The following is a 22,278-nucleotide window of genomic DNA, read 5'->3' on the forward strand; positions in this document are numbered from 1 at the left end:
TGGTTGCCTCAGCCCCGGGCCTAGCGGATGTTCGGGTCGAAGGTGAAGATCACCAGCGTGCCCAGAAGGACGGTGAACACCGTGGCGGTGTACAGCAGGTTCTTCAGCCAGAAGCGCGTCTTGGGCTTCTCCGCGTAGTCGTTGATGACGGTACGCAGGCCGTTGGCGCCGTGCAGCATGGCCAGCCACAGCATGATCAGGTCCCAGGCCTGCCAGAACGGCGAGGCCCAGCGGCCCGCCACGAAGGCGAAGCCGATCTTGCTGACGCCACCGTCGAGCACCAGCTGGATCAGCAGGTGGCCGATGACCAGGACGACGAGCACGATGCCGGACAGGCGCATGAACAGCCAGCCGTACAGCTCGAAGTTGGTCCGGGTGGAGCGGGGCGTCTTCGAGGTGCGCTTGCGCGGCGGCTCGATGACGGGCGCCGGGTTGTCGGCGTCGTACAGGGTGACGCCCTCTACGGGGCCGACGCCTGCGGAAGTGGTCTCAGCGGACATGTTCTGACTCAGCTCCCGAAGACTTCGCGTACGGCGTGACCGAGCACGGGGTAAAGGGCGCCGACCATCAGGACGATCCAGACGCCCAGCACGGTCCAGAGCATCTGCTTCTGGTAGCGGGGGCCCTTGGACCAGAAGTCCACGGCGATGACCCGAAGGCCGTTCAGCGCGTGGAACAGGATGGCGGCGACAAGCCCGTACTCGAGCAGCGCTACGAGCGGGGTCTTGTAGGTGGCCACGACATCGTCGTACGCCTCGGGAGAGACGCGGACGAGAGCGGTGTCGAGGACGTGTACGAACAGGAAGAAGAAGATGAGGACGCCGGTGACTCGATGAGCCACCCAGGACCACATGCCTTCCCGGCCGCGATACAGCGTTCCAGCCGGCACGGAAATACCCTCCGGGAGCGGGGATTGGGGTCGGCCGGCTTGGTTATGTCGGTCTGACCCGGCCGGGTACGGTCCACCGGCCCCGGTCATCGTAGCGACGAGTTGTCGGTTCCCTCGCCCGGGGGCCTCCGGTGTGATCAAACAGGCAATCAAACAGCCTCGGACGGGCTACTCGGACCGCGCCCAGGGCGTGGCTGCCGGTTGCGCCGGGAATTCGGGTGCGGCCCCCAGTGCCCGGGCGAGCCGTCCCCGGGCGAGCCGGCGCAGTTCGTCGGCGGCCACGGCGCGCTCCTCGTCCGGCTCGTTGCCCAGCCGGAAGCGGATCTGGGCGAGGACCTGGTCGAGCCGCTCCTGTGGGGCGTGGGCGTCCAGGCAGATCACGAAGGCGTGTCCGAAGCGGCTCTCGTACGCGGCGTGCGCGGCGCGCAGGGCGGTGAGTGCGGCGCGCGGCGCGTCCGTTCCCGTCCCGGGCGAGTCCTCGCAGGCCAGCGCGTCCGCGATCTCACCGATCGAGAGGTCGTACGAGGCCTCGTCGGCGGCGGCGAACAGTGCGGCCGGATCGGGGTAGGGGCGGTGTGCGGCGAGCCGCTGGGCCCACCGGTGGCTGCGGCAGCAGGTGAGCAGGACGGCTTCGGCGAGGTGCGCCGGGGCCGTGTTGAACCGGTCCAGCGAGGTCGGTGACGACGGATCGGCGGGCGGGGACGACGGACCGCCACTGCCGCTCGTTGTCAGGGAGACGGAGGAGTGCAGCGTGCTTCCTTTGTTTGGGTGGGGGAGGTGGAGGCCGGGTGGAGGGACACCGGGTGGGGCCGGACCGCAGGGCCGCAAACGCTATCGAGAGGAGGAAGGAAGTGTCCGACGGATGCGCGAATTTCATCCGAACGGGATGTTTTGAGCGCGCGTGGTAGACGGATTTTGCGCCTAGACTCGTACTTTTTGCTGAGTTGGGTGCATAACGCGACAAAAGCGAAGATTGGGCACGGATGAGTAATTCCCAAGGGACGCAGGGGCCGACGCACGGGCAGGGGAGACGGCGGGCCCCCAAGCAGCGGGCGACGGTGTCGCGCGGAGTGCTGGTGGCCGGGGCCGCCGTCGCCATCGCCGCGGCGACCACGGTGACGGTCGCCGCCTGGCCGGATCCGGCGGGAGACGCGTCGTCCTCGTCCGCCGCGTCGTCCGAGTCGCCGGGCGCCTCCCGGGCCGGTGACGCCCCGGACAGCGGCCGCGACTCCAAGCCGCCCGCCCCGTCCACGCCCGCCGCGGAACCGACCAGGCCGGTGACCGGGCCGCCGCGCACGATCCCGTTCGTACGGGAGGTGGACGCGCCGCCGGGCAAGGACAAGGGCACCGGCTGGCGGCCCGCCGCCGGGACGCGCGTCGTGGTCGCCCGGGGCAGCGAGGCCGCGCTCGCCGACGAGGGCAGGCTCCTGGCGGGCGAGCTCAAGAAGGGGTACGCGCAGGGAGTGCCCGCCAGGACCGGCGACGTCGAGCTGGCGATGGGAGCGGCCGGGGCGCCCGAGTCGTACACCGTGACGACGCGCGGCGGCCGGGTCAGGATCACCGGCGCCGACCAGGCCGGGGTCTTCTACGGCACCCGCACCCTCAAGCAGGCGGTCGCCTCCGGCGGCGGGCTCGCGGACGGGGTGCTCAAGGACGCCCCGGCCAAGCCGCGCCGGGGCTTCGCGCTCGACACCGCCCGCAAGCACTTCGACGCGTCCTGGATCGAGGACCGCATCCGCGAGATGGGCGACCTCAAGCTCAACGAGTTCGGCCTGCACTTCTCCGACGACCAGGGCTTCCGGATCGCCTCCGACTCGCACCCGGAGATCGTCTCGAAGGACCACCTGACCAAGGCCGAGGTCCGCCGCATCGTCGCCCTCGCCGCCTCCCGGCACATCCGGGTGGTGCCCGAGATCGACTCCCCGGGACACCTGGGCGCGGTCATCGCCGCCCACCCCGCCCTCCAGCTCCGCAGCGTCTCCGGCAAGCCCTCGCGCGGCGCCGTCGACATCGCGAACCCCGCGTCGGCGAAGATCGTGGACGAGCTGCTGGCCGAGTACGCGGAGCTGTTCCCCGGCTCGTACTGGCACCTGGGCGGCGACGAGTACCGCGCACTGACGGTGAGCAGCCCGGAGGCCACGTACCCGAAGCTGGCGGCCGAGGCCCGGCGGAAGTACGGGGCGCGGGCCCGGGTGCAGGACCTGGCGACCGGCTGGCTCAACGACCGGGCCAAGGCCGTCGCCGAGCACGGCAAGACGGACATCCGGGCCTGGAACGACGGCTTCTTCGCGGGCGGCGTGGTCGACGCGCCCAAGTCCCGCGAGGTCGCGTACTGGACGGGCAAGGAGATCGGCGCCCGCGAGCCGCAGGAGTACCTGAAGGAGGGGCGCAAGGTGCTCAACCTGAACGACGAGTACCTCTACTACGTCCTCGGCGAGCCGAACACCTTCCAGTACCCGACGGGCCGGCGGATCTACGAGGAGTGGACGCCGAGGGTGCTGCGCCACAGCGAGTCGGTCCCGGCGCGCTACGACGCGCAGATCACGGGCGGGCAGCTGGCGGTGTGGTGCGACTACCACAACGCGCAGACCCAGGCCCAGGTGGCGAAGGGCGTACGGCTGCCGCTGCGCGCGGTGGCGCAGAAGCTGTGGGACGCGCGGCAGCCGTCGCTGGACTGGGAGGGCTTCAAGAAGCTGGCGGGGGCGGTGGAGCAGGGAAGCTGACGGACACGCGGGGGCCGGGAGCGGAAGGGGGATTCCGGTCACGACGGGCATGTGATTCGGACCGCACTCGGCATCCGTTGGCAATGACTCCCCGTCATGTGGGCACAATGTGCCAGGACTGTGGTGGATACGTGCGCAACTGGCCGATCGGGCTCAGTCCGGGTGAGGCTGGAGCCTCTTGAGGTCAACGCGTGGGGGGAGTGGAGCAAATGGGTTTCTGGGGTTACTTCGTCGTAGGGAAGAACACCGGGCCGCTCTCGGAGTTGGATGCATTGGCCGAGGTCAGGGACGACCTCGCGCTCTACGACGAGCGTGCGGGCGGCTGGCAGGTGTGGGAGCGGCCCAGTGAGCCGGAGGTCGGCGACATGGGTGCGCTGGCGCGCGGCGTGTGCCGGGACACCGGGGCGCCCGCACTGTTCGCGTTCGTCATGGGAAGCGACTGCGTGGTCGTGGAGGCCGCGGCGCCGGAGGGCGGCTCGTGGTTCGCCTGTCTGGGGCGTGAGGCGATGGCCGGTTACCTCCAGGCGGACGGACTGCTCCTGGAGGACCTCTTCCTGACGGCGCAGGAGGCGGCGGAGAAGGCCGTGTCCTGGGCCGCCGAGACGGGCCGGGACGTGGAGCTGGGCCCGCTGGTCGAGGTACTGAGGTCGGAGGCGGATCCGGTCGCGGAGGAGCTCTTCGGACAGTTCCTGGACGCGCTGGGGCTCGACAGGCAGTGACGTTTCGGCGACGGGTGGGGCCTTGAGTCGCGGAGGCTCCCCCGTGCGCTGCCTGTGACGTAATCCGGCGTCGGTACGCAGACGGAGACAGGGGTCCGCAACCGGCGGTCCCGACTGCCGCCGTGCGCCGTCGTGCGGGCAGCGTGCGGGACGTCGTCGTGTCGAGGAGTGCGCGTGAGTCCGACCTTGGGGGAACTGGCCGAGCGGATCGACCGCGCCGATGAACGAGGTCTCGCGGTGAGCGCGCTCGCCTGCCTGGACCGGTGCCTGCCACTGCTGGAGCCCGCGGTGGGCGTGGACACGGACGCCGCGCTCCGCCCGCTCTGGGAGGCCGCCGAGGGCGGCGACGCGTGGCTCGGCCGCCTGCGGGAAGCCGCCGCCGAAGTCCTCAAACTGCTCGACGGAACGGACCCGGGCGGCCCGCTGGAAGCACTGCGCCGGGCGGCCGACGTGCCCTGGGCGTACGAGAGGGCAGCCCTGCGCCCCTGGGCGAGGGAGTGCTCGGCCGCCGCCCTGGCGGTCCACCGCCACCTGGACGGCGACCGCGACGGCGGCCCCCTGACCACCGGCGAACTCCGCCGCCAGGAACGCCTGCTGGACCTGCTGGCGGCCGACGGGGACGGGCTGCGGGCGGTGCTGGTGCAGTCGGACGAGGGGAAGCGGGTGCTGAGGGCGGGGGTGGCGAGAAGGGCGAGGCGGGGGTAGGGGCGTGCGGGCCGGCGGGCGGTCGCTCGCGCCCGCGCGGCGGAGCCGCAAATCGACACAGCCCCGCGCCCCTGCGCGGCGGCGGTCACCCGCGCCCCTGGGGGGGCGGCGGTTCTCGGTTCTCGGTACGGAAGGACGACCGGGGCCGCCACCCCCAGCCGGAAGCACCAACTCAGGCCCTCGGACCAGGCGTTTTGCCGTCCAGGTCGAGGATCGCTCCTTCTGCCTGGTCCAGCCTCTACCTGGGTGTTTCTGCCTGTTCCTGGGGCCTGTTGGTCACGCGTTGGTCAGGTGCCCGGCCATCTGGCGCGCGGCCCGTGGGTGCGTCATGTGAAAACTCTGTGCTGGCGATACAGCCAGGAGAGGACCGGACTCGGCAGAGTCCGGTCCTCTCCCTGTACGGACGCGAAACCTGGTGGTGGCTTCTCAGCTGCTCCGTCGAGGTGTGAGCTTGTCGAGGTCGAGACTGACCTCGAAGGGAACCGGGCGCTGAAGCGATCCCCGGAAGATACCGGCGGGTGTATAGCTGCCTGTGGGTTCGTCGAGCTCATACACATGGACGGTGGGGGCGCCGTCTTCTTCCTCGATGCACCAGTAGTAGGGGATACCGGCTTCCGAGTATTTGCGGAGCTTGACCGTACGGACGCGATGGGCCGACTCGGGCGAGACGACTTCCACCACCAGCTTCACGTCTTCGGGGGCGTACCAGGTGCGATCCGGGTCGTAGGGCAGATCTGCCAGCAGGAGATCCGGCTCGGGGCGGTTCCGGTCATCGAGGCGGATCGTCACTTCCCGTTCGATCTCGACGCCGTTCGGGTCTTGTGCCACGAGCCTGTTGCACGCTGCGGGGCCGAGACGGTCGGGGGCGAGCGCACCGTCAGTTACCGAAGGCAACTGACGGTACCGCCAGGGTTACCAGGCGTGTGAAACTCGCTAAGTAGATCTGAACACGGGGGAGGGATGTTGACGAGCAGCCATTCCATCGCGGCCCGGCAGGACAGCGCTGCGGCCATGCGGATACTCAAAGCCATCGCCGTGGCTCACCTCCGCAACCAGCGGGCGCAGACGCTGAGCTTGGGAGTCTCGATCGCCTTGGCAGTCGCCGGCCTGCTGACCGGCCCGGGTTCGAGGTACGGCACCGCCGTCACCCTCGGTGGCGCTCTCTGGGCCGCGCTTTACATGGGAGTGATGGCCCCTTGGGCCGAGCGATATCTGCGGATCGCCGCGACTCTTCAGGAGATGTTCGACGCTGACGTACTCGGCCTGCCGTGGAACAGCGTGGCGGTCGGGAACCGGATCGGCAACGAAGAGGTGAGCCGACTCAGCCGGCGCTTTCGCGGTGGCGAGGACCGGGTGCGGGGCTACTATCTCGTGGTGGACGCCGCCGCGCCCTATGACGTGCTCTTCTGCCTGGAACAGAATCTGGCTTGGGGATCCCGGATTCGCCTTCGCTTCGCCCAACTGATGCTCGGTGTGCTGGTGTTGTGGTCCCTGGCGGGTGTCCTGCTTACCCTCGCCACCGGAGGGACGGTGAGTCGGCTGGTCACCGGATGGTTCGTTCCCTCGCTTGGCCTGCTGCTCCTGTGCCTGGAGATGTACCGCACGCAGATGGCGAGCATTCAGGAGAGGCTGCGCGTTCTCGGGCTGGTGCGTGCGGTCATCGACGACCCCACGTCACCAGTGGTCACCACGCCAGACGCGCTGACCCGCTTCTCCCGCCAGGTCCTGGACACGCTCTATCAGATGAGACGGCTCCAGCCGCGGCTGCCGGCCTGGTACTTCCGGCGCTACCACGACCAGGACAAGGGCGATTTCCAGATCAGGATGCGGGAGCTGGAGTCGAGGTTCCCTCGGTCATGACTGTCCTGGAGGAGCTGACCCGAGAGTTCGGAGACGCCGCCGTCGCATCGGCGATTATCGAGTCGTTGCTCGACAACGGCCTCAAAATCCGTAGCGGCACGATTGAGGAACGTAGTCGCGGCTTCACCGGGGCGCAGCTGGCGAAGGCGCAGGTGGAATACGCCACGGGGCGACCTCAACCGCGTTGGTGCATGATCAAGTTCTGTCCGTCGGTGCCGTCGATGCATCAGCGGGAGAGTCGACGGCATTCGGCGGCCCTGCGGGAGGCACCTAAGGAATTCGGCCAGCGGCATCTCGCCGAGATCGCCTTTCCAACGGTCAACTGTCCTCAGGATGCTTTCGTCGTCGGCCAGTTCATGGCCGAAGGCATTCCGCTGGGTAAGGTGGATCTCGGCCAACTCGCAGGCGCCTGCAAGACGATCTGGCGCAGGATGCTATCGGGCTGGACCGGCGACGAGTACGACAGCGACCAAGCGACGGTGGCTGAGTTGCTTACGTGCGAACTGGGCGACGGTTTCAATACCGACGGGTGGCTGCACGACTGGGCACGAAAGCGCGGCCTGCTCTCGCCCGACCTCCTGGAACTGCCGGGCGAGAGCGCGCCGTTGCCCAATCCGTGGCGGCTGTTTACCCAGAACACGCCCGCGACACAGAGGAAGATCCACTATCTGGTGGGCCGGACGCACGGCGACCTGCACGGGGACAACGTCCTCGTACCCCAGCACGACGGGATCGTTGCCGCGGACCGCTTCCGGCTGATTGACCTGGCCACGTATGACGCGCAGGCACCACTGAGTCGGGATCTCGCCACCCTGCTGATCTCGCTCTGCTGGCGGGAGATCGGGAAGTCCTCTCCGGACAGCCAGTCCACGTTTCTCGCCTATCTGGAGCGTGACAAGCGGGAAAAGCACCTCGATGACGGTATGCCGGGCAAGGTGCGAAAGATCATTGACGCGCTGCGGGAGCCCGCGCTCAAGTTCGTTCTCGACAAGCGCGGGGATCCGGAGCAGTGGCACAGGCAGCTGAAGGTCTCCCTGCTCGCCCAGGCGATGCTGCATTGCGCCTACGTGAGCGGTACGCCGGATGCCCGCCGTTGGTGTGCACGGCTGGCGGGGCGGCTTACCCAGGTTCTGCTCGGGCCGGTGGACCCGTCGGCAGCCAGGAGCGAGCTCTTCGACGCGGGAGAGGACCTCGGCACGACCGGCAGGGTAGCGACGCCGAAGGCCGGTCAGCCGAAGCGGGGCACATCAGTCTTCGTCGACCGCACGGATCCGTGCGGTGATCTTCGCGCGGCGCTGGACGACCGGGCCACCTCCGTCATTGTGGTCAGCGGGCCGGCCGGGATAGGCAAGACGGCACTGGTGCGCAAGGTGCTCGTGGGCCTCGGCTGGACGGGTCCGGACGATGAGTCCTCGGCGTTCCGCTGGCACGACGCCACACCGTACGGGGAGATCGGTGTGGCGACCCTGATTGAGGACATCGAACCACCCGGGTCGGGCCGTGCTGCCGGCCCCTACGCGCGGGCACGCCTGGAGATCGCCCTGGATAGCCTTGACGCAACCGGCGGCTTCCGGCGGGTGATTGTGATCGACTCGGCGGAGAACCTTCTCAGGGAAGGACACGTCCTGCGCGACTCGGAGCTCGACCTGGCACTGGAGACTGTGCAAGGTCGGCTGAACCCGCTTGTCAAGGTCGTTTTCGTGACGCAGCAAATACCCGAGGCGACGGCCGGAATGGCGTGGACGGAGAAGGCTGTCCGTATCAGCCTCAGTGGACTCGAACCACCGTCGCTGCGGGAGCATTTCGCCGTACTCGACCCGAGTGACACGCATGGACTGGCGGTTCTGCCGGAGAACGACCTGCGACGCGTTCACGGACGCCTGGCCGGCAACCCGCGTCTCGCCGAACTACTTTCGGGGGTCATCAGCAGCGATCGGCCGGGGCTACAAGTACACGAGATCGGAGCGTGGCTGTCCTCCGTGCCGGCGAGCGAGGTGCATCGGCGTCTGGTGCACAAGTTCGTCGAGCGCCTTCCCGCCGAACAGCAGCGGGTGGCTGAGGGGCTGGCGGCGCTCGGCATTCCGGCCGGTGCCGAATCCGTCATCGGCATCCTGGAACCGTATGTGCCGACGTCCCGGATCGAGCCGGCCCTGCGAGCGCTTGTGACGGCCGGTCTCGTCCTAGAGGGCCGGGACGGCCGCTGGCATCTGCGAAAGAGCGAGATCGAGGCGGTCCTCAGCCGCCTGGCCGCCGGTGATCGCCTGGCGGACGAGCGCGAGCGGCCGACCCGGCGTTCCCTCCTGCTGCGAGCGGCCGTGGTGTTGCAGGGCATGCAGAAGGACGACGACGATGTCCACGACATGGTCGACTTGCACGCGCACTTCGCGCGCATCGACGTCTGGCTCCGGGCTGGACTGTACGACTGCGCATACAGCGTCATCGAGTCGATGGAGGATCTGGTGGACCGCTGGGGCAGTGGGACCGAGCTGCAGGCCCAGCGGGAAGCCGTGCGTGACCGGCTCGGTGACGATCGGGAAGGCGAGATGGTGAACCTCGCCGCTCTGGGGGACATCTACTCGTACGGTGGCGACTTGCGCTCCGCCCGGTCGGCTTACGAGAACGCGCTCAGGATGGCCAAGGAGGACCAGAACCGCGAGGCGATACGCCGTATCCACATCGGCCTGGGCGCCATGTTCTGGGAACACGGCCACCTTGCGGACGCCGAAAAGCACTACATGTGGGCGCGGGGGCTGGCGGGAGAGGACGACGACGACGACGGCGACCGCGCCGCCGCGCTGACCGGACTGGCCGACTGCCGACAGCGGCAGGGCGACTACCGGCACGCGATCAACAACGCCCTCTCAGCTTTCGAAGCCGCCCACGAGAACGATCCCGAACTGGCGTCCGGCGCCGCGCTGCGGCTGGCCCGGTGGTACGCCGAGTTGAACGCGATCCCGGACGCGCGGATCATGCTGGCCAAGTGCGACGAACTGGTCACGGCCCGCCCCGATCCCACGCTCCAGGCGGACCTGCTCAGCGCGAGGGCCGAGCTGTACCTCTATCAGGACAGGTACGGCGAGGCGCGATGGGCGGTCGAGCAGGCGATCGGTATCGCACGCGACCACCGGGACCCGATCAACCTGCGGCGGTCGCTCACCGTACTGGCCCTCGCGCATGTGCACATGGGCGACCTGCCGGCGGCCAGAAGTGCGATCGAGGAGTCTGCCCGCTACCGGGTGGCTGGCAAGGAGACAGCGGAACTCGCGCTGCGGGGGGTCATCGCGCACCGCTCCGGGCTCCCGGGCACCGCGAGGGATCTCTTCCAGCAACTTCATGACGAGACCGGCCAGCGCACTGGGGCGGACGCGCACGATCTGGTCGCGTGGGACTTCACGGGTATCGCCCGGTGTTACTCGGTCCTCGCCGACGACGCGGAACCCGCGTCGGCGCTGGAGGCGTTCCGTCTGGCACGGCCTGAGCCGGCCGAGCGGACGCCCGGGCTGGACGACCGGCTGAGGTTCATGGTGGAGATCCTGGCCAACGGCGACCCGCGCCTCGAACCGGTACTCACGCAGCTCGCGAGCTTGCGGCCGGGTCGCGCCGGCTAGTTCTCGAACCAGCCCTTGTCATGCGCCAGCATGATGGCCTCCAGGCGGGTACTGACACCGATCCGCTGATAGAACGCTCGGAGCAGCCGGTACATCGCTCGCTCCGAATAGCCGGTGTCCGAGGCCAGCCGGGACACTGTCCAACCGTCGGAGAGCCGACGTAACCAGGCGATCTGCTCGGCGGAGGGAACCGAGCCGCGCGGGGCCCGGCCGCCCCGGCCGCTCACCAGGAGATCGGCCACCTCGATCGGCATCACCGCCTCGCCGTCGAGGGTCGCGGATACCGCCCGCTGCAACGCCGACACGGTCGCTTCGCGCGCCACCACCGACCGGGCACCGGCCCGCATGGCCCGTATGCCCATGGAGGCGTCGTTGGCGGAAGGCAGCGCGACGACGAGCGGGCGGGGCCGTAGGCGGCACAGAGCGGTCAGCAGGTCCAGGTCCTCTGCGGAGCGCAGGGTCATCAGCACTACCCCGCCCGGGCGCTCACGCAGCCAGGCTTCGGCGTTTGTGGGCTCCTCGACGAGGTGCCCCAGGCTCGACAACGACGCTGCGACGCCATGCCGGAATACCGGCAGGGGGTCCAGGACCGCGACATGAACGGTTGCCGTGATCTCTGTCCCTCCCTGTGATCGTCGCGCTACCGGTTGGAACGCAGCCGTCAGCCTAGGGCGGGTCAGGAACCTGCCAGCGGAGGGTCATGGATGCGCACGATCAGTCATGGACCTGCAACGCTCCGCTGCCCTAGCGTCGGATCATCCATCGACGCTTGGGGGAGGCGCGCGTGGTTTACTCCGACAACTCCGGTCGCCGAATCCGTCGGCGCGTCAAGCGCCGCAGGCAACCAGCCGGCAGTAAACCCGACGAGGCCAAGACCCGGTATATCCGCGAGGTCGCGGAGGAGAACCCGAGGTTCACGCCCGAAGAGGTGTACGCGGTGATCTATTACATCCGGGGCCGCCACGACATTCCCAAGGACATGGTGCGCAAGGTTCTCGGCGAGCCCCGCATCAGGATGCCGTGGTGGCCCTTCGGCCGTTGATGATGGCCTGAGGTCCGACGGCTTCCTGCGTGGAGTGGTAAACAACCCCAGGTTGATCAGGGCGAGCAGGGCCTGACGTGTGGCGGACAGCCGCCACTACCGTCTCCCGGCCTCCTGCTGCCGAGTGGGTTCGTTATTGCGTGGGTCAGCCCGACTCACGGTCGGTTACATCGGTTTGGAAAAGGCTCACCGGTCGGACCGTGCCAGGGTCCCGGGACGATTGGCGCCCAATCGAAGAGCCGCAGATCCTCATCTGGACGGTTCAGTGCCAGGAGCACACGAGGCGTTTGGCAGGTTGGTCACGCGTTGGTTACCGCTGCTGTGTATCTGACCAGGTCAGATGAGGTAAAACGGAAGGACGACCGGGGCCGCCACCCCCAGTCGCAGAGACCCTCTGACCTGCAAGTTTTCCGTCCAGGTGCGGGTTCCTGACTTCCGACTGCCTCGGTCTGGTCCGAGGTGTTTCTGTCGGTTCCTGGGCGCTGTTGGTCACGCGCTGGTCATGCGATACGCCCAGCTTGTCCGAGTGTCCGCCATGGTGGCGTCGACGCCCGTATCGATCACCTCGTGGCACGAGCGGCGGCCGAACTGGGGTTTGAGGAAGGCGGCCTCGACCCACCGATGTAGTCCAGCCGCCTCGATCGCATCAGCCTCACGTCGCCCAGCAGTTCTTGCCAGAGGTCGTTGGGAACGCCTACCCGCCTGTGCTCCCACTGGTAGATGTGACTGCGGTCGGCAGCAATACGAAGACCGCGGCGTTGCGCGGCCAGGTCCCTGTTGGTCACGCGCACCCCGTTGGGTTAATGCCGGGGCGAGCGGCCAGCTCCTGCGTTAACGCCTGGAGAGCGCAAGACGAGCGCGGCGCTGCAGCGATGGCGGGGCGACACTTCCGACTCGCGCTGGAAGGGCCTGGCTCTTGTCATCAGGAGCAGTGCCTGTCAGTCACCGGACGAGGAACTCGGGCGAGAGCATGGCGCAGCTGCTCTCCGATCTCGGGAACCGGCATTCCCAAATCTGATAGCCACCGTGTGATCTGTCCGAGATCCGCGTTCAACTTCGTGCTGCGAAGCAGTAGGCCTTGCCACGTGAGCTCATCACGTACGGACATATAGGTCTCGTCGTATTCCGATTCAACGAGGAGCTCGCGTGCGGTGGTTGCCGAAAGTCCGGCTGGCATATCCGGGCAGGAGACTGTGAGCCCGTAAGTCACCATGCGATCGGCGAGTTCGGCTGGTGACCGAAACAGGGACCGCGCAGCTACTACCAGATACGCGAAAGGCATCGTGTCACCAACGAAGAGGTCGAACCAGGAATATGGCCCGTAAATGGACAGAAGCTGCTCATCCAGCTCGTCAGGGCGATGCGGTGCTTTGAACGGCACATCGAAACCATATTCTCGGAACCTCTGGATCGTTGCTCCCAGGCGATGGACGCCCGGTGCCAGAAGCAACTCGTAGGGCAGTGGGCCTGGAGGCGCGAGGTGTAGCGCGTCGTCGAACCACTGGTTGTCGAGCAGCGCAAGGTCGTCGGTCGTAGCGTCATCGGGAAACGTGCTTGGCGGGTCGAATCCGAGATCGCGGTACCTGCGCAGCGCCTCGGTCGGCGTTATGTCCAACTTGCTTGCGGCATGGAGTAACTGGATGGGAGCCATCAGGTCTGTGCGAGCCAGCCAGGCTCCCTTGTCCCCGCATCCACTCCGCAAGATAATCGGCAGTAGATGATCCGGCCGTTCGGGCAGTGCAACTCGATCGGGGCGCAGGCCGTGAGTCTCGTATCGGGCACAGACCTCGCTGACGGTGATATCGAGGTCGAGGCAGGCTTGGGCGATACGACCGGGAGGGACTGTCTCTCCGGGCGAGAACCACTCTGTCGGATGCTGTGGGTCGTGCACCAGTAGTGCATTGCGCCATGCGGAATCGGCCAAGGCATCCACTCCACCGGGTACGTCGATCCCGAGGCCCCGCCACAATGCGACCACCTCATTTGGTTCTTTCCCGGTCTCGACGGCCTTGCTCACCAGTTCGCTGACAGTGACGTCCGTTGACCGTTGCAGAGGCTGCCCCGAGGCGTCGCAGAGCAGTCGGAGGTCCGGCCCCGACGCTTTCAGCACGGCGGAAATCCCTTCAGCTCGCAGATCGTGTAGCCCCAGCATCGCTGCACGGTGGAGTACGACATCCAGCGTCATCTCTCCGCGCGGATGTGTCGGCAGGAAATGCCCTCGGGAAGTGCGGCCCGTGGCCCAACTCCAGTAAGTCATGCCGTAAGGCCCTGGGGGTTCAGCCAGCAACAGCTGATCGGACGGCATAGCCGGGAGTACCGACTGCGGATCATCCAGTTCAGGGCAGAACGGTGTGAGTTTGCTCAGGATTCGCTCATCCTCATGCGCGAGAAGGCGCCACAGGTAAATGTGGCCCGGCGGTTCCCCGGAGAACTTCCAGGGGACATCGTCCCGGCCCGCCTCATGCCCACGAGGGGGGAGCGTATTCATGTCCGAAGGCAGTACCCCGCACCTCGCAACGTCAAGTACACCGCTCCCGTACGGAATGGGACGTCCCGCGCGGATCAGCGCGTTCGTCACGAGGTCGGCGAGTTCGGTGCTCCCTTGCGCGACGCGGCAGAGCCAGGCGAAGTCCGGTAGAGCCGGACAGTCGGCTGCGACAAACGCATCCACTGCCTGCACCAGAAGCTTGTGAAGAACCGGCCCGATGTCGTCGAGGACCTCGGCCCGCTCGGCGGAAAGCTGGGCAGGCGCATATGGGCCCGAGAGATTCACCACGACGCCGGTCAGTCCCGATGCGGTTGAGGATAGGACCCCCTTGTGCTGTGCGGGCTGCACCACCAACCCATCGACGAGCAAGGCGCCGCCGTGCTCGGTCCAGGTGAGCTGTACGCCTGGTGGCGCCTCCTGCCAGGCCGTCCGGACACCGTGTGCATCAAGGCCGAAGCGTTCACCATTCGGCTGCTTTCGTTCCTGCACCACGCCTGCTGTCCAGTGGGACCGACGCGACTCGTCCTGGGCAGAGGTGGCGAACTCCGCTGCACCAAGGAGACGTTCGAGTACATCGACACTCGCGAGTTTCCCGTCCTCACGCAGGTAGAGCCGTACCCGCGTCCCCGGCTCGACGCTCTGCTCGGTGGTGGTGACGATAGGGAAGAGATGGCCGGGGCCATGGATCGAAGCCCGCAGCACGGGTCCCGGCTTTCCGTCGAGGCCCATTCGGCACGTCGTGACGGTGAACTCGTCAGCCAGCATGAAATAGCTCAGCACTCCGATACCGAAGCGGCTGTTGGGGTGCATCTCCACTGCCGGGTCCACCTCACGCCATGCCGCGTGCTCAAGCTTGAAGTCGCTCTGCTCGGCGAACCGCGCGCCTGCCTGTGAGAAGACGCCGCGCAACTCGGCTTCGCCCATGCCGATGCCATTGTCACGGCATTCCAGATACGCACGCCCTTCGACGTCCCGTCCTTGCTCGAAATCGATCCGACCAGTGAAGGCGTAGGAGGCCCCGCCGCCGATCCGGTCCAGGTACTGGGCCCGCGCGCGGCGGTAGCGACAGGCGTCGAGCGCGTTCTGGTAGAGCTCTCGCACTGCCAAGTCCCGGTCCTTGTAGAGCTGGACTCCCATCAGCAGTTCTCGGACACGGCCTTCGTCCAGACGGAACCCTGCCCAACCGTCAAATGCGCCCTCGGCCGGGCGTACCTCGTCGGCCGAGAGGTTCGTGGGGAACCTCGGCATGGGTTGCGGCAGCCGGTCGCGTGCGGTTCGGTCGACGCTGTGCAGGACTTCGTTGGCGCGTGCGACGTACTGCCGTAGTCCTTCGATGACTGCTTCGTGGTGACAGCAGGCCCGCAGTGCAGGGTGGGTCGACTGACCGCCCCAGGTCGCCAGTTCGATAGTCTCGCGAAGCTGTCCGATATCGACGGGGTGAGGGATGCCGACATGCTCGACGACGACATCGGGCAGCGCTGCCATATCGAGGCAGGTTCCGTACGCGAGGGCCAGCAGGAGGGCGATTCTGCGGTCGTGTACCCGTTGCCGGGTCGGTACGGCAGGTACTCGAATCTGGTCCTCGCCACTCAGGCGGTCCAGGAATTCGGCGTTCGTCACATTCGGGCCGCGCCGTACCGCATGAAGAAGTGCGGTCACCCGCCCGGGTTCCAGAATCTCCCCGAGGTCCTGAACCAGATCCGGGTCCTTGATTTCATGTAGTAACTCCCGTACTGGGCCCGCCTCCGCGTGTTCCCCGCGTTCCAGCAGCCAACGGTGGAACAACCACCAGCCGATGGGGTATGCGGCATCGGGCCGCAGGGCCGCGCGCTTGACTAGTCGGCCGTGTCCCCCTGCGAACGCCTCGAAGGCGCGTCGGTCCTCGTCTGCATCGGGTAGAGGGCCGATCCGGTACGGTTCGACCCGTGCCCAGCCGGAGGCAGTCTGAGCCCTGTTGGCGCCGTACAGGAAAGGTACGAGGACCAGCAACGCCGCCTCTGCGGGGTAGAGGTCGAGTGGTTTCCCGTCGGTCGGTTCGCCCAGCAGCCATTCGACCCGATCGATGAATCTCACAGCAGTGCCCGGGTCCTGCCACGGATCCGTAGTGAGTGTGTTCTGTGCGGCATCGCGCACACACGCCAGTTTGGCGATGACGGAACACGCATGAGCCCTGAGTTTCTGTGCGCCTTGTTCATCGGTGACGTGGTTCCACACAGTGGACCGTTCCGCGGCTCGCACCCACCCGTCGCCGATGTTCTCTGTCGGCAGCGGGGCGGTCGGCGCCTCAGCCCCTACGTATACGTGGAAGGTCCCGCCCTGCATGACGGCGCTTTGTGTGCCCCCGGAAACCAGGTTGTGCACCTCGCCCACGGTATTCACGTCATCCATGTCCCGGAGCTTATGGGCGAAGGGCCAGGGCGGGGGGCGACTTCCTGACAGCCGTTGCCTCATGCGGAAGTACATGATGGCCAATCCGAGTACGACGGATCTTGCCGAAGTAGACTTAGACTCAATGTGACGAGGTTGATGTGCTGGGAGAGTGCATGAAGAGTCTGCTGGCCAAGCCGGACGACGTGGTCGACCGGAACCGGGAATGGGGCCTGCTCACGGAGTTCCTCACCGACCCGGACCCGGCCATGCGTCTCGGCATCGTGTCGGGGCGGCGTCGACACGGGAAGTCGTACCTTCTGCAGGCCCTGTCCGAGCAGGTCGACGGCCTGTACGTCACAGCGGTCAGGGAGGAGGGGCGGCTCCCCGCGATCCAGCGGTTCAGCGATGCGGTCGCCGCCCACGCGGGCCTGCGGCCGGGGAGCCTGCGTCTGAACGACTGGCGTGATGTCCTGTCCAACGCTCTTGATGTGACCGCCCGTTCGGCACGCCCGCTTCTGGTGATCGACGAGCTGCCGTACTTGCTGCAGCACTCGCCCGAAATCCCCGGGCTCCTGCAACAGCTCTACGACGAACGCCAGCGGGGCGCCCGGGCCGGTGACGCGCCGGGGCCGCGGCTGATTCTGTGCGGCTCCGCGATGAGCGTCATGCACGAACTGCTCTCGGGGACCAAGCCACTCCGCGGACGGGCCGTGATCGACCTACGGCTGGGTGCCTTCGACTACCGGGACAGCCGGGCCTTCTGGCAGATCGACGACCCGCTGACCGCGCTGAAGGTGCACTCGGTCCTGGGCGGGGCCCCCGGCTACCGGTCGGTGGCTGCCCGGCCGCACCCGGACGACGGTTTCGACACCTGGCTCACCCGGACGCTGCTCGACCCGGGGCGGGCGGTGTATTCACGTACCGAGACCGAGTACCTGTTGCGCGAGGACCCGAGGATCACGCAGCACACGTTGTACTACGACACCCTCACCGCGATCGCGCAGGGCGCCACCACCCCCAGCAAGATCAGTGCCGCCCTGGAACGCCCGCGCAATGCCGTCGCTCACCCGCTCGGAGTGCTGGAATCCACGGGCTACATCCAGCGGGAACAGGACATCCTCCGTTCCAGGCACCCCGTCATCACGCTTGCCGACCCCGTCATTCGCTTCAACCAGCTCATCACTCTCCCGCAGGCCGCCGCCGTGGAGCAGGGATTCGCCGAGCAGGTGTGGCGGCAGGCCGCTCCGACCTTCAACTCCAAGATCCTCGGGCCGCACTTCGAGGACTTGGCCCGCGACTTCACCCGCCGCTACGCCCACACCCTGTTGCCCGGTGGACTGCCCGGCCCGGTCGGTACCACCGAGGTCGCCGACCAGGCCGCCCGTACGAAGCATGAGGTCGATGTCATTGCCCTGGCTGCCGGCGAGCGCCCGCAGGCTCCCCGCGCGAGGATCGCGCTGCTGGGCGAGGCCAAGGCGACCGCCGCCCGCCGCGGCACCGGTGACCTGGAGAGGCTGGAACACATCCGTGCTCTGCTCGCGAATCAGGGCTACGACACCACAGCCGCCACTCTGGCCCTGTACTCCCTGCACGGCTTCTACCCCGATCTGATCGACCTGGCCAACAAGCGTGACGACCTCCTCCTCGTCGATCTGCCCACCCTTTACGGCAGCTGACACTGAGAGTCGCCCGACGGGGCTTGGGGAGGATCTGGCGAATGCCCGGCTCTGTTGGTCACGCGTTGGTCATGCAGAGACCGCGCGACCCGTGTTTTGCCTGTTCAGAAGGGGTGCTACGGAAGGACGACCGGGGCCGCCACCCCCCACAGGAGTGACCCCGGCCGTCTGTCCGCACGGGCTGTGCGACGAGCCCGTACTCCCTTCAGCGTCGCGAGTGCGTTTTCTGTCACACCTCGCTGGGTCAGCAGCTAGTTGCACGTTGTACTGGTCATGGACGAATCGCCCTTCGACGCCGTAGCGTGCACTTTCGCGCTGGGGTTGGGGCGCCAGGACAGACCAGCATCGACTGGGGACAGGTTGAGGTAGTGCTGGGGGACGACGCGGAGCTGACCGCCGCGGTGCTCGCCGCGCAGGACGGGAACGAGCAGGCCTTCCGGACTGTGTACCGCGCCGTGCACCCACGGCTGCTGGGCTACATACGCACGCTGGTCGGCGAACCCGAGGCCGAGGACGTCGCCTCCGAGGCGTGGTTGCAGATCGCTCGCGACCTGCACCGCTTCAGCGGCGACGCCGACCGCTTCCGGGGCTGGGCCGCCCGCATCGGCCGCAACCGCGCCCTCGACCACATACGGATGCGCGGCCGCCGTCCCGCCATCGGCGGCGACGACACCGAACTCACCGACAAACCCGCAGAATCGGACACCGTGGGCGAAGCCCTGGAGTCCCTGGCCACCGGCCACACCATGGCCCTCATCGCCCAGCTCCCCCAGGACCAGGCGGAAGCCGTGGTGCTGCGCGTCGTCGTCGGCCTGGACGCGAAGAGCGCGGCGCAGACCCTGGGCAAGCGCCCGGGTGCCGTACGCACGGCCGCCCACCGAGGCCTCAAGCGGCTCGCCGAACTCCTCGGCAGCCACCCCGACCCGGCCGGTCCCGCCGCCTCCGCCGGCCGGACGAACCCGCACCCGGCGGAACTGGACGGCGTACCTCCGCAGCGCGGCCGTCGGCCCGCCGCCGCCGGCGCGGCGCTCGGCCTCCACCGCCGAGACGGTGTGACGCAATCGCGCGCGCGGACGCAGAAGGAACTGTGATGGCCGACGAGCGCTACGAGTGGCTTGATGACGACGCGGCAGAACGGCTGCTGCGCGGCGACGCGGGCATGGACGGCGATGCCGAGCGGCTGGCCGCTGCCCTCGACGGCCTCCGGGCGGGTGTCGGGACCGGTCCCGACACCGGTGCTGTGAGTGCTGAACTGCCGGGTGAGAGTGCTGCGTTGGCTGCCTTCAGGCAGTCCAGGGCCGGTACCGCCCCGGCCCGCCGGCACTCCCGCTGGGGGCGCCCCATGCGCCTCGGACTCGTCACCGCCCTCGCCGCCGGTGCCCTCGGCGGAGTGGCCGTGGCCGCCGGTGCCGGTGTGCTGGCCACCCCCTTCCCGTTCGGGAAGTCCGGGCCCGAGCCCGCCGTCTCCGTCTCGGCCGCCGCCTCCCCGGAGGAGGAGATGGACGCCGACGGCGACCACTCCGACGCCCGCGCGGACTCCGACCCGGAACGCGTCGGCGACCCCGAAGAACCCTCGGACGGCCGCTCCCCGGGCACCGTCAAGGACGACCCCTCCGCCAGTACGGAGACGCCCGACGGCGGCAACCCCCGCGAGGGCCACGGTGCCGCGAACGCCGCGTCCGGCGGCTCGGGCGGCGACCACTCCGGTTCCTCCGGTACGTCGTCGGACCCCTCGGGCTCCGCCGACGCGGGCGGTTCCCCCGACACCTCCGAGAACTCCGGCAGCCAGGGCAAGCCCTCCGGCGACTGGCGCCGGCGCACCGTCCAGGCCTGCAAGGACTACCGCGTCAACCGCCTGCCCGACCACCTCAAGCGCTACCTGGAGACCCAGGCCAAGGGCGCGGACGAAGTGAACCGCTTCTGCGACCGGCTGCTGGGCGGCGGAAGCGGCGGCGGAAGCGGGAACGGGAACGGCGGTGGCAACGGCACCCGCCCCGACCCGAACCCGACCAAGGGCGGCGACGGCGGCAACGCCGATGGCGGCGGTGACGACGGCCAGGGCGGAAACGCACCCGGCAGCGGCGAGGGCCAGGCCGGGAACGGAGGCGGGAACGGCGGCGGGAACGGCCGCTCCGTCCGGAGCAGCAGCGGCCCCCACCATGCCCCCGCCACCGTCCGCGCCCCCCTCCACCGCAGCGTGCTGATCACACCGGCCACCCCCGCCACCCGGGCCGCGGAGCCCGTGTACGCCTAGGGCGGGGAATGCCCGCACCCCGTGTGACGTGCGGGGTGTGACGTTTTCCGAGGCGGTGGCGCTGAAGAGAGTGAGCCGACTGGTCATCGGCCGCGCACGAGCCGGGGTTCCCCCCGTACCTACGGCTCGGCGCAACTGGCGCGGGCGGGATTCGTTCCCCCGGTCCCGTCCGCGCCTCCCTCCTCCCGCGATTCCCTACCGGACCGTCCGGCCCGTGCTTGACGGTCGTCGCCGTGCCCGGTTCTAATGGCGGCGTGCAGCGGGACGTCGGCTACTGAGCAGTGGGCCGGCCGGCAGTTCAGCCAGCACCTTCACCGTGAGCCTCCGCCTGAGCGGAGCCGAGCAGTCTCACGCAGTGGCGTGTCCAGTCCACCGCCACCCCTCCCCCCCGCTTCTTCTTCGTCCTGCCGTCGCGCCCACCGACGCCCCGTGTCTGTCCCGGTGGCTGCCGGTGAGCGCCGCGCGCGGCCATTTCCGTACGGGAGACACCACCCACATGACCAACCCCTTCCCCTTCAACCAGTCCGTCATCGACGAGTTCCGCGCCAACGGCGGCCGGGTCGGCGGACCCTTCGAGGGCGGCGACCTGCTGCTCCTCACCACCACCGGCGCCAGGTCCGGCAAGCGGACCACCAGCCCTCTCGGGTACGTCCGCCACGGCGAGCACCTGATGGTCGTCGGCTCCGCCGGGGGCGCGGACCGGCACCCCGCCTGGTACCACAACCTCCTCGTCCGCCCCACGGTGACCGTGGAGATCGGCACCGAGGAGTACGAGGCGGTCGCCGTGCCCGCCGAGGGCGCCCGACGCGACGAACTCTTCGCCGTCATAGGGGAGTTGGAGCCCGGGTACGCCGAATATCAGCGCGGGACCGCCCGCACCCTTCCCGTCGTACTCCTCGAACGCGTCGACCACTTCCCGGAGTCGGGGCCGATCGCCGTCCGAACGATGGCCGACAAGGTCCTGGAGATCCACACCTGGCTGCGCGGCCAGCTGGAGCACGTCCGGGCGGAGGCGGCTGCCCACTTCGCGGCCCAACAGGCCCCAGGGGCGCCGACGTTGCCCGGGCTCGGGCTTCAGATCCGCCAGCACTGCCTGGCCTTCTGCGAGACCCTCGAATTCCATCACCGCAGCGAGGACGCGGGCCTCTTCCCCGGCATCGAGCAGTACCACCCGGAGCTGCGGGAGACCCTCGACAGGATGCGCGTGGAGCACGAGGAGATCGCCCGGCTGAAGGGCGAGCTGGTACTCCTCCTCGACGGCCACGCGCAGGCGGATCCGGCGCGCTTCCTCGCTGAACTGGGCCGCATGTCACGGGAGTTGACCGCACACCTCGACAGTGAGGAGGAGTGGCTGCTGCCGGTCCTGGCGGAGGTCCCGATGCCGGTGCCGGGCGGTGGGCCGGAGTAGCGGCGGGCGTCCGTGCTCAGTGGTGCCAGGCGTCGCCCCGCACGTTGTGGATCATCCGCTGGAGGACCTTCAGGGCGGCGACGTACTCCGCGTCCGTGATGCCCTCGTGGGTCTGCTCGCGCATCTCCACCTGGCGGGCCGCCGCCCTCGCGTACAGCTCCCCGCCCGCCTCGGTCCGCCGCAGGTGGCCGCTCGCGTCCTGGTCGGCGAGCCCGTTGGCGACCAGCCCGTCGATGTCGCCGGGCAGGTCGTCGCCCGGCGACGGGTAGTACGAGAGGAAGCGGATCAGCTCCTCGCGGTCGCGCCCCTCGGGGTGCTCGCTGAGCTGGTGCAGCGCCCACCAGGCCGGCTGGGTCAGGCCGAGGTCGGCGAGGGCGGTGCGGATGTTCTGGACGACTGCCTGTCCTGCCGCGTTGGCCCAGTAGCCGATGGGCTGGGTGGCGAGGGCGGCGTCGTCGTGGGAGGGGGCGAAGGTCTTGCTCGAAGTGGTCATGTGGAGAACGTAGAAGCTCAACTCCGCTTGAGGTCAAGCGTGC

16 protein-coding genes and 1 pseudogene are annotated in these 22,278 nt (G+C 68.5%); 10 read left to right on the forward strand and 7 right to left on the reverse strand.

What is annotated here, in order from left to right:
- Positions 1–20: 20 nt before the first annotated feature.
- From ACZ5PB_RS23320 to ACZ5PB_RS23330, 3 genes are all read right to left on the reverse strand, one after another.
- Entirely contained in the window at positions 21–500 is a 480-nt protein-coding gene (locus ACZ5PB_RS23320; protein ID WP_468693657.1) for a succinate dehydrogenase hydrophobic membrane anchor subunit, read from the reverse strand.
- Positions 501–508: 8 nt separating this feature from the next.
- Positions 509–889, reverse strand: a complete 381-nt coding sequence (gene sdhC / locus ACZ5PB_RS23325) for a succinate dehydrogenase, cytochrome b556 subunit (protein ID WP_399437334.1) — start codon at positions 887–889, stop codon at positions 509–511.
- Between the two features lie 168 nt (positions 890–1,057).
- On the reverse strand, positions 1,058–1,621 hold the full coding sequence (locus ACZ5PB_RS23330; RefSeq protein ID WP_468693879.1) for a 2-oxo-4-hydroxy-4-carboxy-5-ureidoimidazoline decarboxylase: 564 nt from the start codon (positions 1,619–1,621) through the stop codon (positions 1,058–1,060).
- A gap of 251 nt (positions 1,622–1,872) precedes the next feature.
- Between ACZ5PB_RS23330 and ACZ5PB_RS23335 the strand changes: the two genes are divergently transcribed.
- From ACZ5PB_RS23335 to ACZ5PB_RS23345, 3 genes are all read left to right on the forward strand, one after another.
- Entirely contained in the window at positions 1,873–3,612 is a 1,740-nt protein-coding gene (locus ACZ5PB_RS23335; protein ID WP_468693658.1) for a beta-N-acetylhexosaminidase, read from the forward strand.
- A 209-nt stretch (positions 3,613–3,821) separates the two neighbouring features.
- On the forward strand, positions 3,822–4,331 hold the full coding sequence (locus ACZ5PB_RS23340) for a hypothetical protein (protein ID WP_468693659.1): 510 nt from the start codon (positions 3,822–3,824) through the stop codon (positions 4,329–4,331).
- A gap of 174 nt (positions 4,332–4,505) precedes the next feature.
- Entirely contained in the window at positions 4,506–5,036 is a 531-nt protein-coding gene (locus ACZ5PB_RS23345; protein ID WP_468693660.1) for a hypothetical protein, read from the forward strand.
- Positions 5,037–5,462: 426 nt separating this feature from the next.
- On the opposite strand, the pseudogene ACZ5PB_RS23350 reads toward ACZ5PB_RS23345, so the two are convergent.
- Positions 5,463–5,861: pseudogene (locus ACZ5PB_RS23350) on the reverse strand (Uma2 family endonuclease); the annotation flags it as partial.
- Positions 5,862–5,996: 135 nt separating this feature from the next.
- Between ACZ5PB_RS23350 and ACZ5PB_RS23355 the strand changes: the two are divergent.
- Both ACZ5PB_RS23355 and ACZ5PB_RS23360 read left to right on the forward strand, forming a co-directional pair.
- Entirely contained in the window at positions 5,997–6,896 is a 900-nt protein-coding gene (locus ACZ5PB_RS23355) for an S-4TM family putative pore-forming effector (protein ID WP_468693661.1), read from the forward strand.
- Positions 6,893–10,504 (forward strand): hypothetical protein, encoded by a 3,612-nt coding sequence (locus ACZ5PB_RS23360; RefSeq protein ID WP_468693662.1) that lies wholly within the window; start codon positions 6,893–6,895, stop codon positions 10,502–10,504. The genes ACZ5PB_RS23355 and ACZ5PB_RS23360 overlap by 4 nt, the downstream gene beginning before the upstream one ends.
- Here the strand turns inward: ACZ5PB_RS23360 and ACZ5PB_RS23365 are convergent.
- Positions 10,501–10,968 carry a hypothetical protein gene (locus ACZ5PB_RS23365; protein ID WP_468693663.1) on the reverse strand — a complete coding sequence of 156 codons (468 nt, stop codon included), beginning with the start codon at positions 10,966–10,968 and terminating at the stop codon, positions 10,501–10,503. The two genes, ACZ5PB_RS23360 and ACZ5PB_RS23365, sit on opposite strands and share 4 nt — an antisense overlap.
- Before the next feature lie 320 nt (positions 10,969–11,288).
- On the opposite strand from ACZ5PB_RS23365, the gene ACZ5PB_RS23370 reads away from it, so the two are divergent.
- Positions 11,289–11,546, forward strand: a complete 258-nt coding sequence (locus ACZ5PB_RS23370; RefSeq protein WP_468693664.1) for a hypothetical protein — start codon at positions 11,289–11,291, stop codon at positions 11,544–11,546.
- 922 nt (positions 11,547–12,468) lie between these two features.
- Here ACZ5PB_RS23370 and ACZ5PB_RS23375 read toward each other — a convergent pair.
- Positions 12,469–16,422, reverse strand: coding sequence for an HD domain-containing protein (locus ACZ5PB_RS23375; protein ID WP_468693665.1), 3,954 nt, complete (start codon positions 16,420–16,422; stop codon positions 12,469–12,471).
- Positions 16,423–16,577: 155 nt separating this feature from the next.
- On the opposite strand from ACZ5PB_RS23375, the gene ACZ5PB_RS23380 reads away from it, so the two are divergent.
- The 4 genes from ACZ5PB_RS23380 to ACZ5PB_RS23395 all read left to right on the forward strand — a co-directional run bounded on the left by ACZ5PB_RS23380 (position 16,578) and on the right by ACZ5PB_RS23395 (position 21,742).
- On the forward strand, positions 16,578–18,080 hold the full coding sequence (locus ACZ5PB_RS23380) for an AAA family ATPase (RefSeq protein WP_468693666.1): 1,503 nt from the start codon (positions 16,578–16,580) through the stop codon (positions 18,078–18,080).
- 368 nt (positions 18,081–18,448) lie between these two features.
- A complete protein-coding gene (locus ACZ5PB_RS23385) occupies positions 18,449–19,171 on the forward strand; it encodes an RNA polymerase sigma factor (RefSeq protein ID WP_468693667.1) in 723 nt (240 codons plus the stop codon).
- The gene (locus ACZ5PB_RS23390; protein WP_468693668.1) at positions 19,171–20,334 is read left to right on the forward strand and encodes a hypothetical protein; all 1,164 of its coding nucleotides are present in this window, start codon (positions 19,171–19,173) and stop codon (positions 20,332–20,334) included. The genes ACZ5PB_RS23385 and ACZ5PB_RS23390 overlap by 1 nt, the downstream gene beginning before the upstream one ends.
- Positions 20,335–20,830: 496 nt before the next feature.
- Complete coding sequence (locus tag ACZ5PB_RS23395) at positions 20,831–21,742, forward strand: nitroreductase/quinone reductase family protein (RefSeq protein ID WP_468693669.1); 912 nt, start codon at positions 20,831–20,833, stop codon at positions 21,740–21,742.
- Positions 21,743–21,758: 16 nt separating this feature from the next.
- Here ACZ5PB_RS23395 and ACZ5PB_RS23400 read toward each other — a convergent pair whose 3' ends face one another.
- A complete protein-coding gene (locus tag ACZ5PB_RS23400) occupies positions 21,759–22,235 on the reverse strand; it encodes a MarR family winged helix-turn-helix transcriptional regulator (protein WP_468693670.1) in 477 nt (158 codons plus the stop codon).
- Between the last annotated feature and the right edge of the window lie 43 nt (positions 22,236–22,278).

Source organism: Streptomyces sp. NPDC032721, assembly GCF_055579625.1.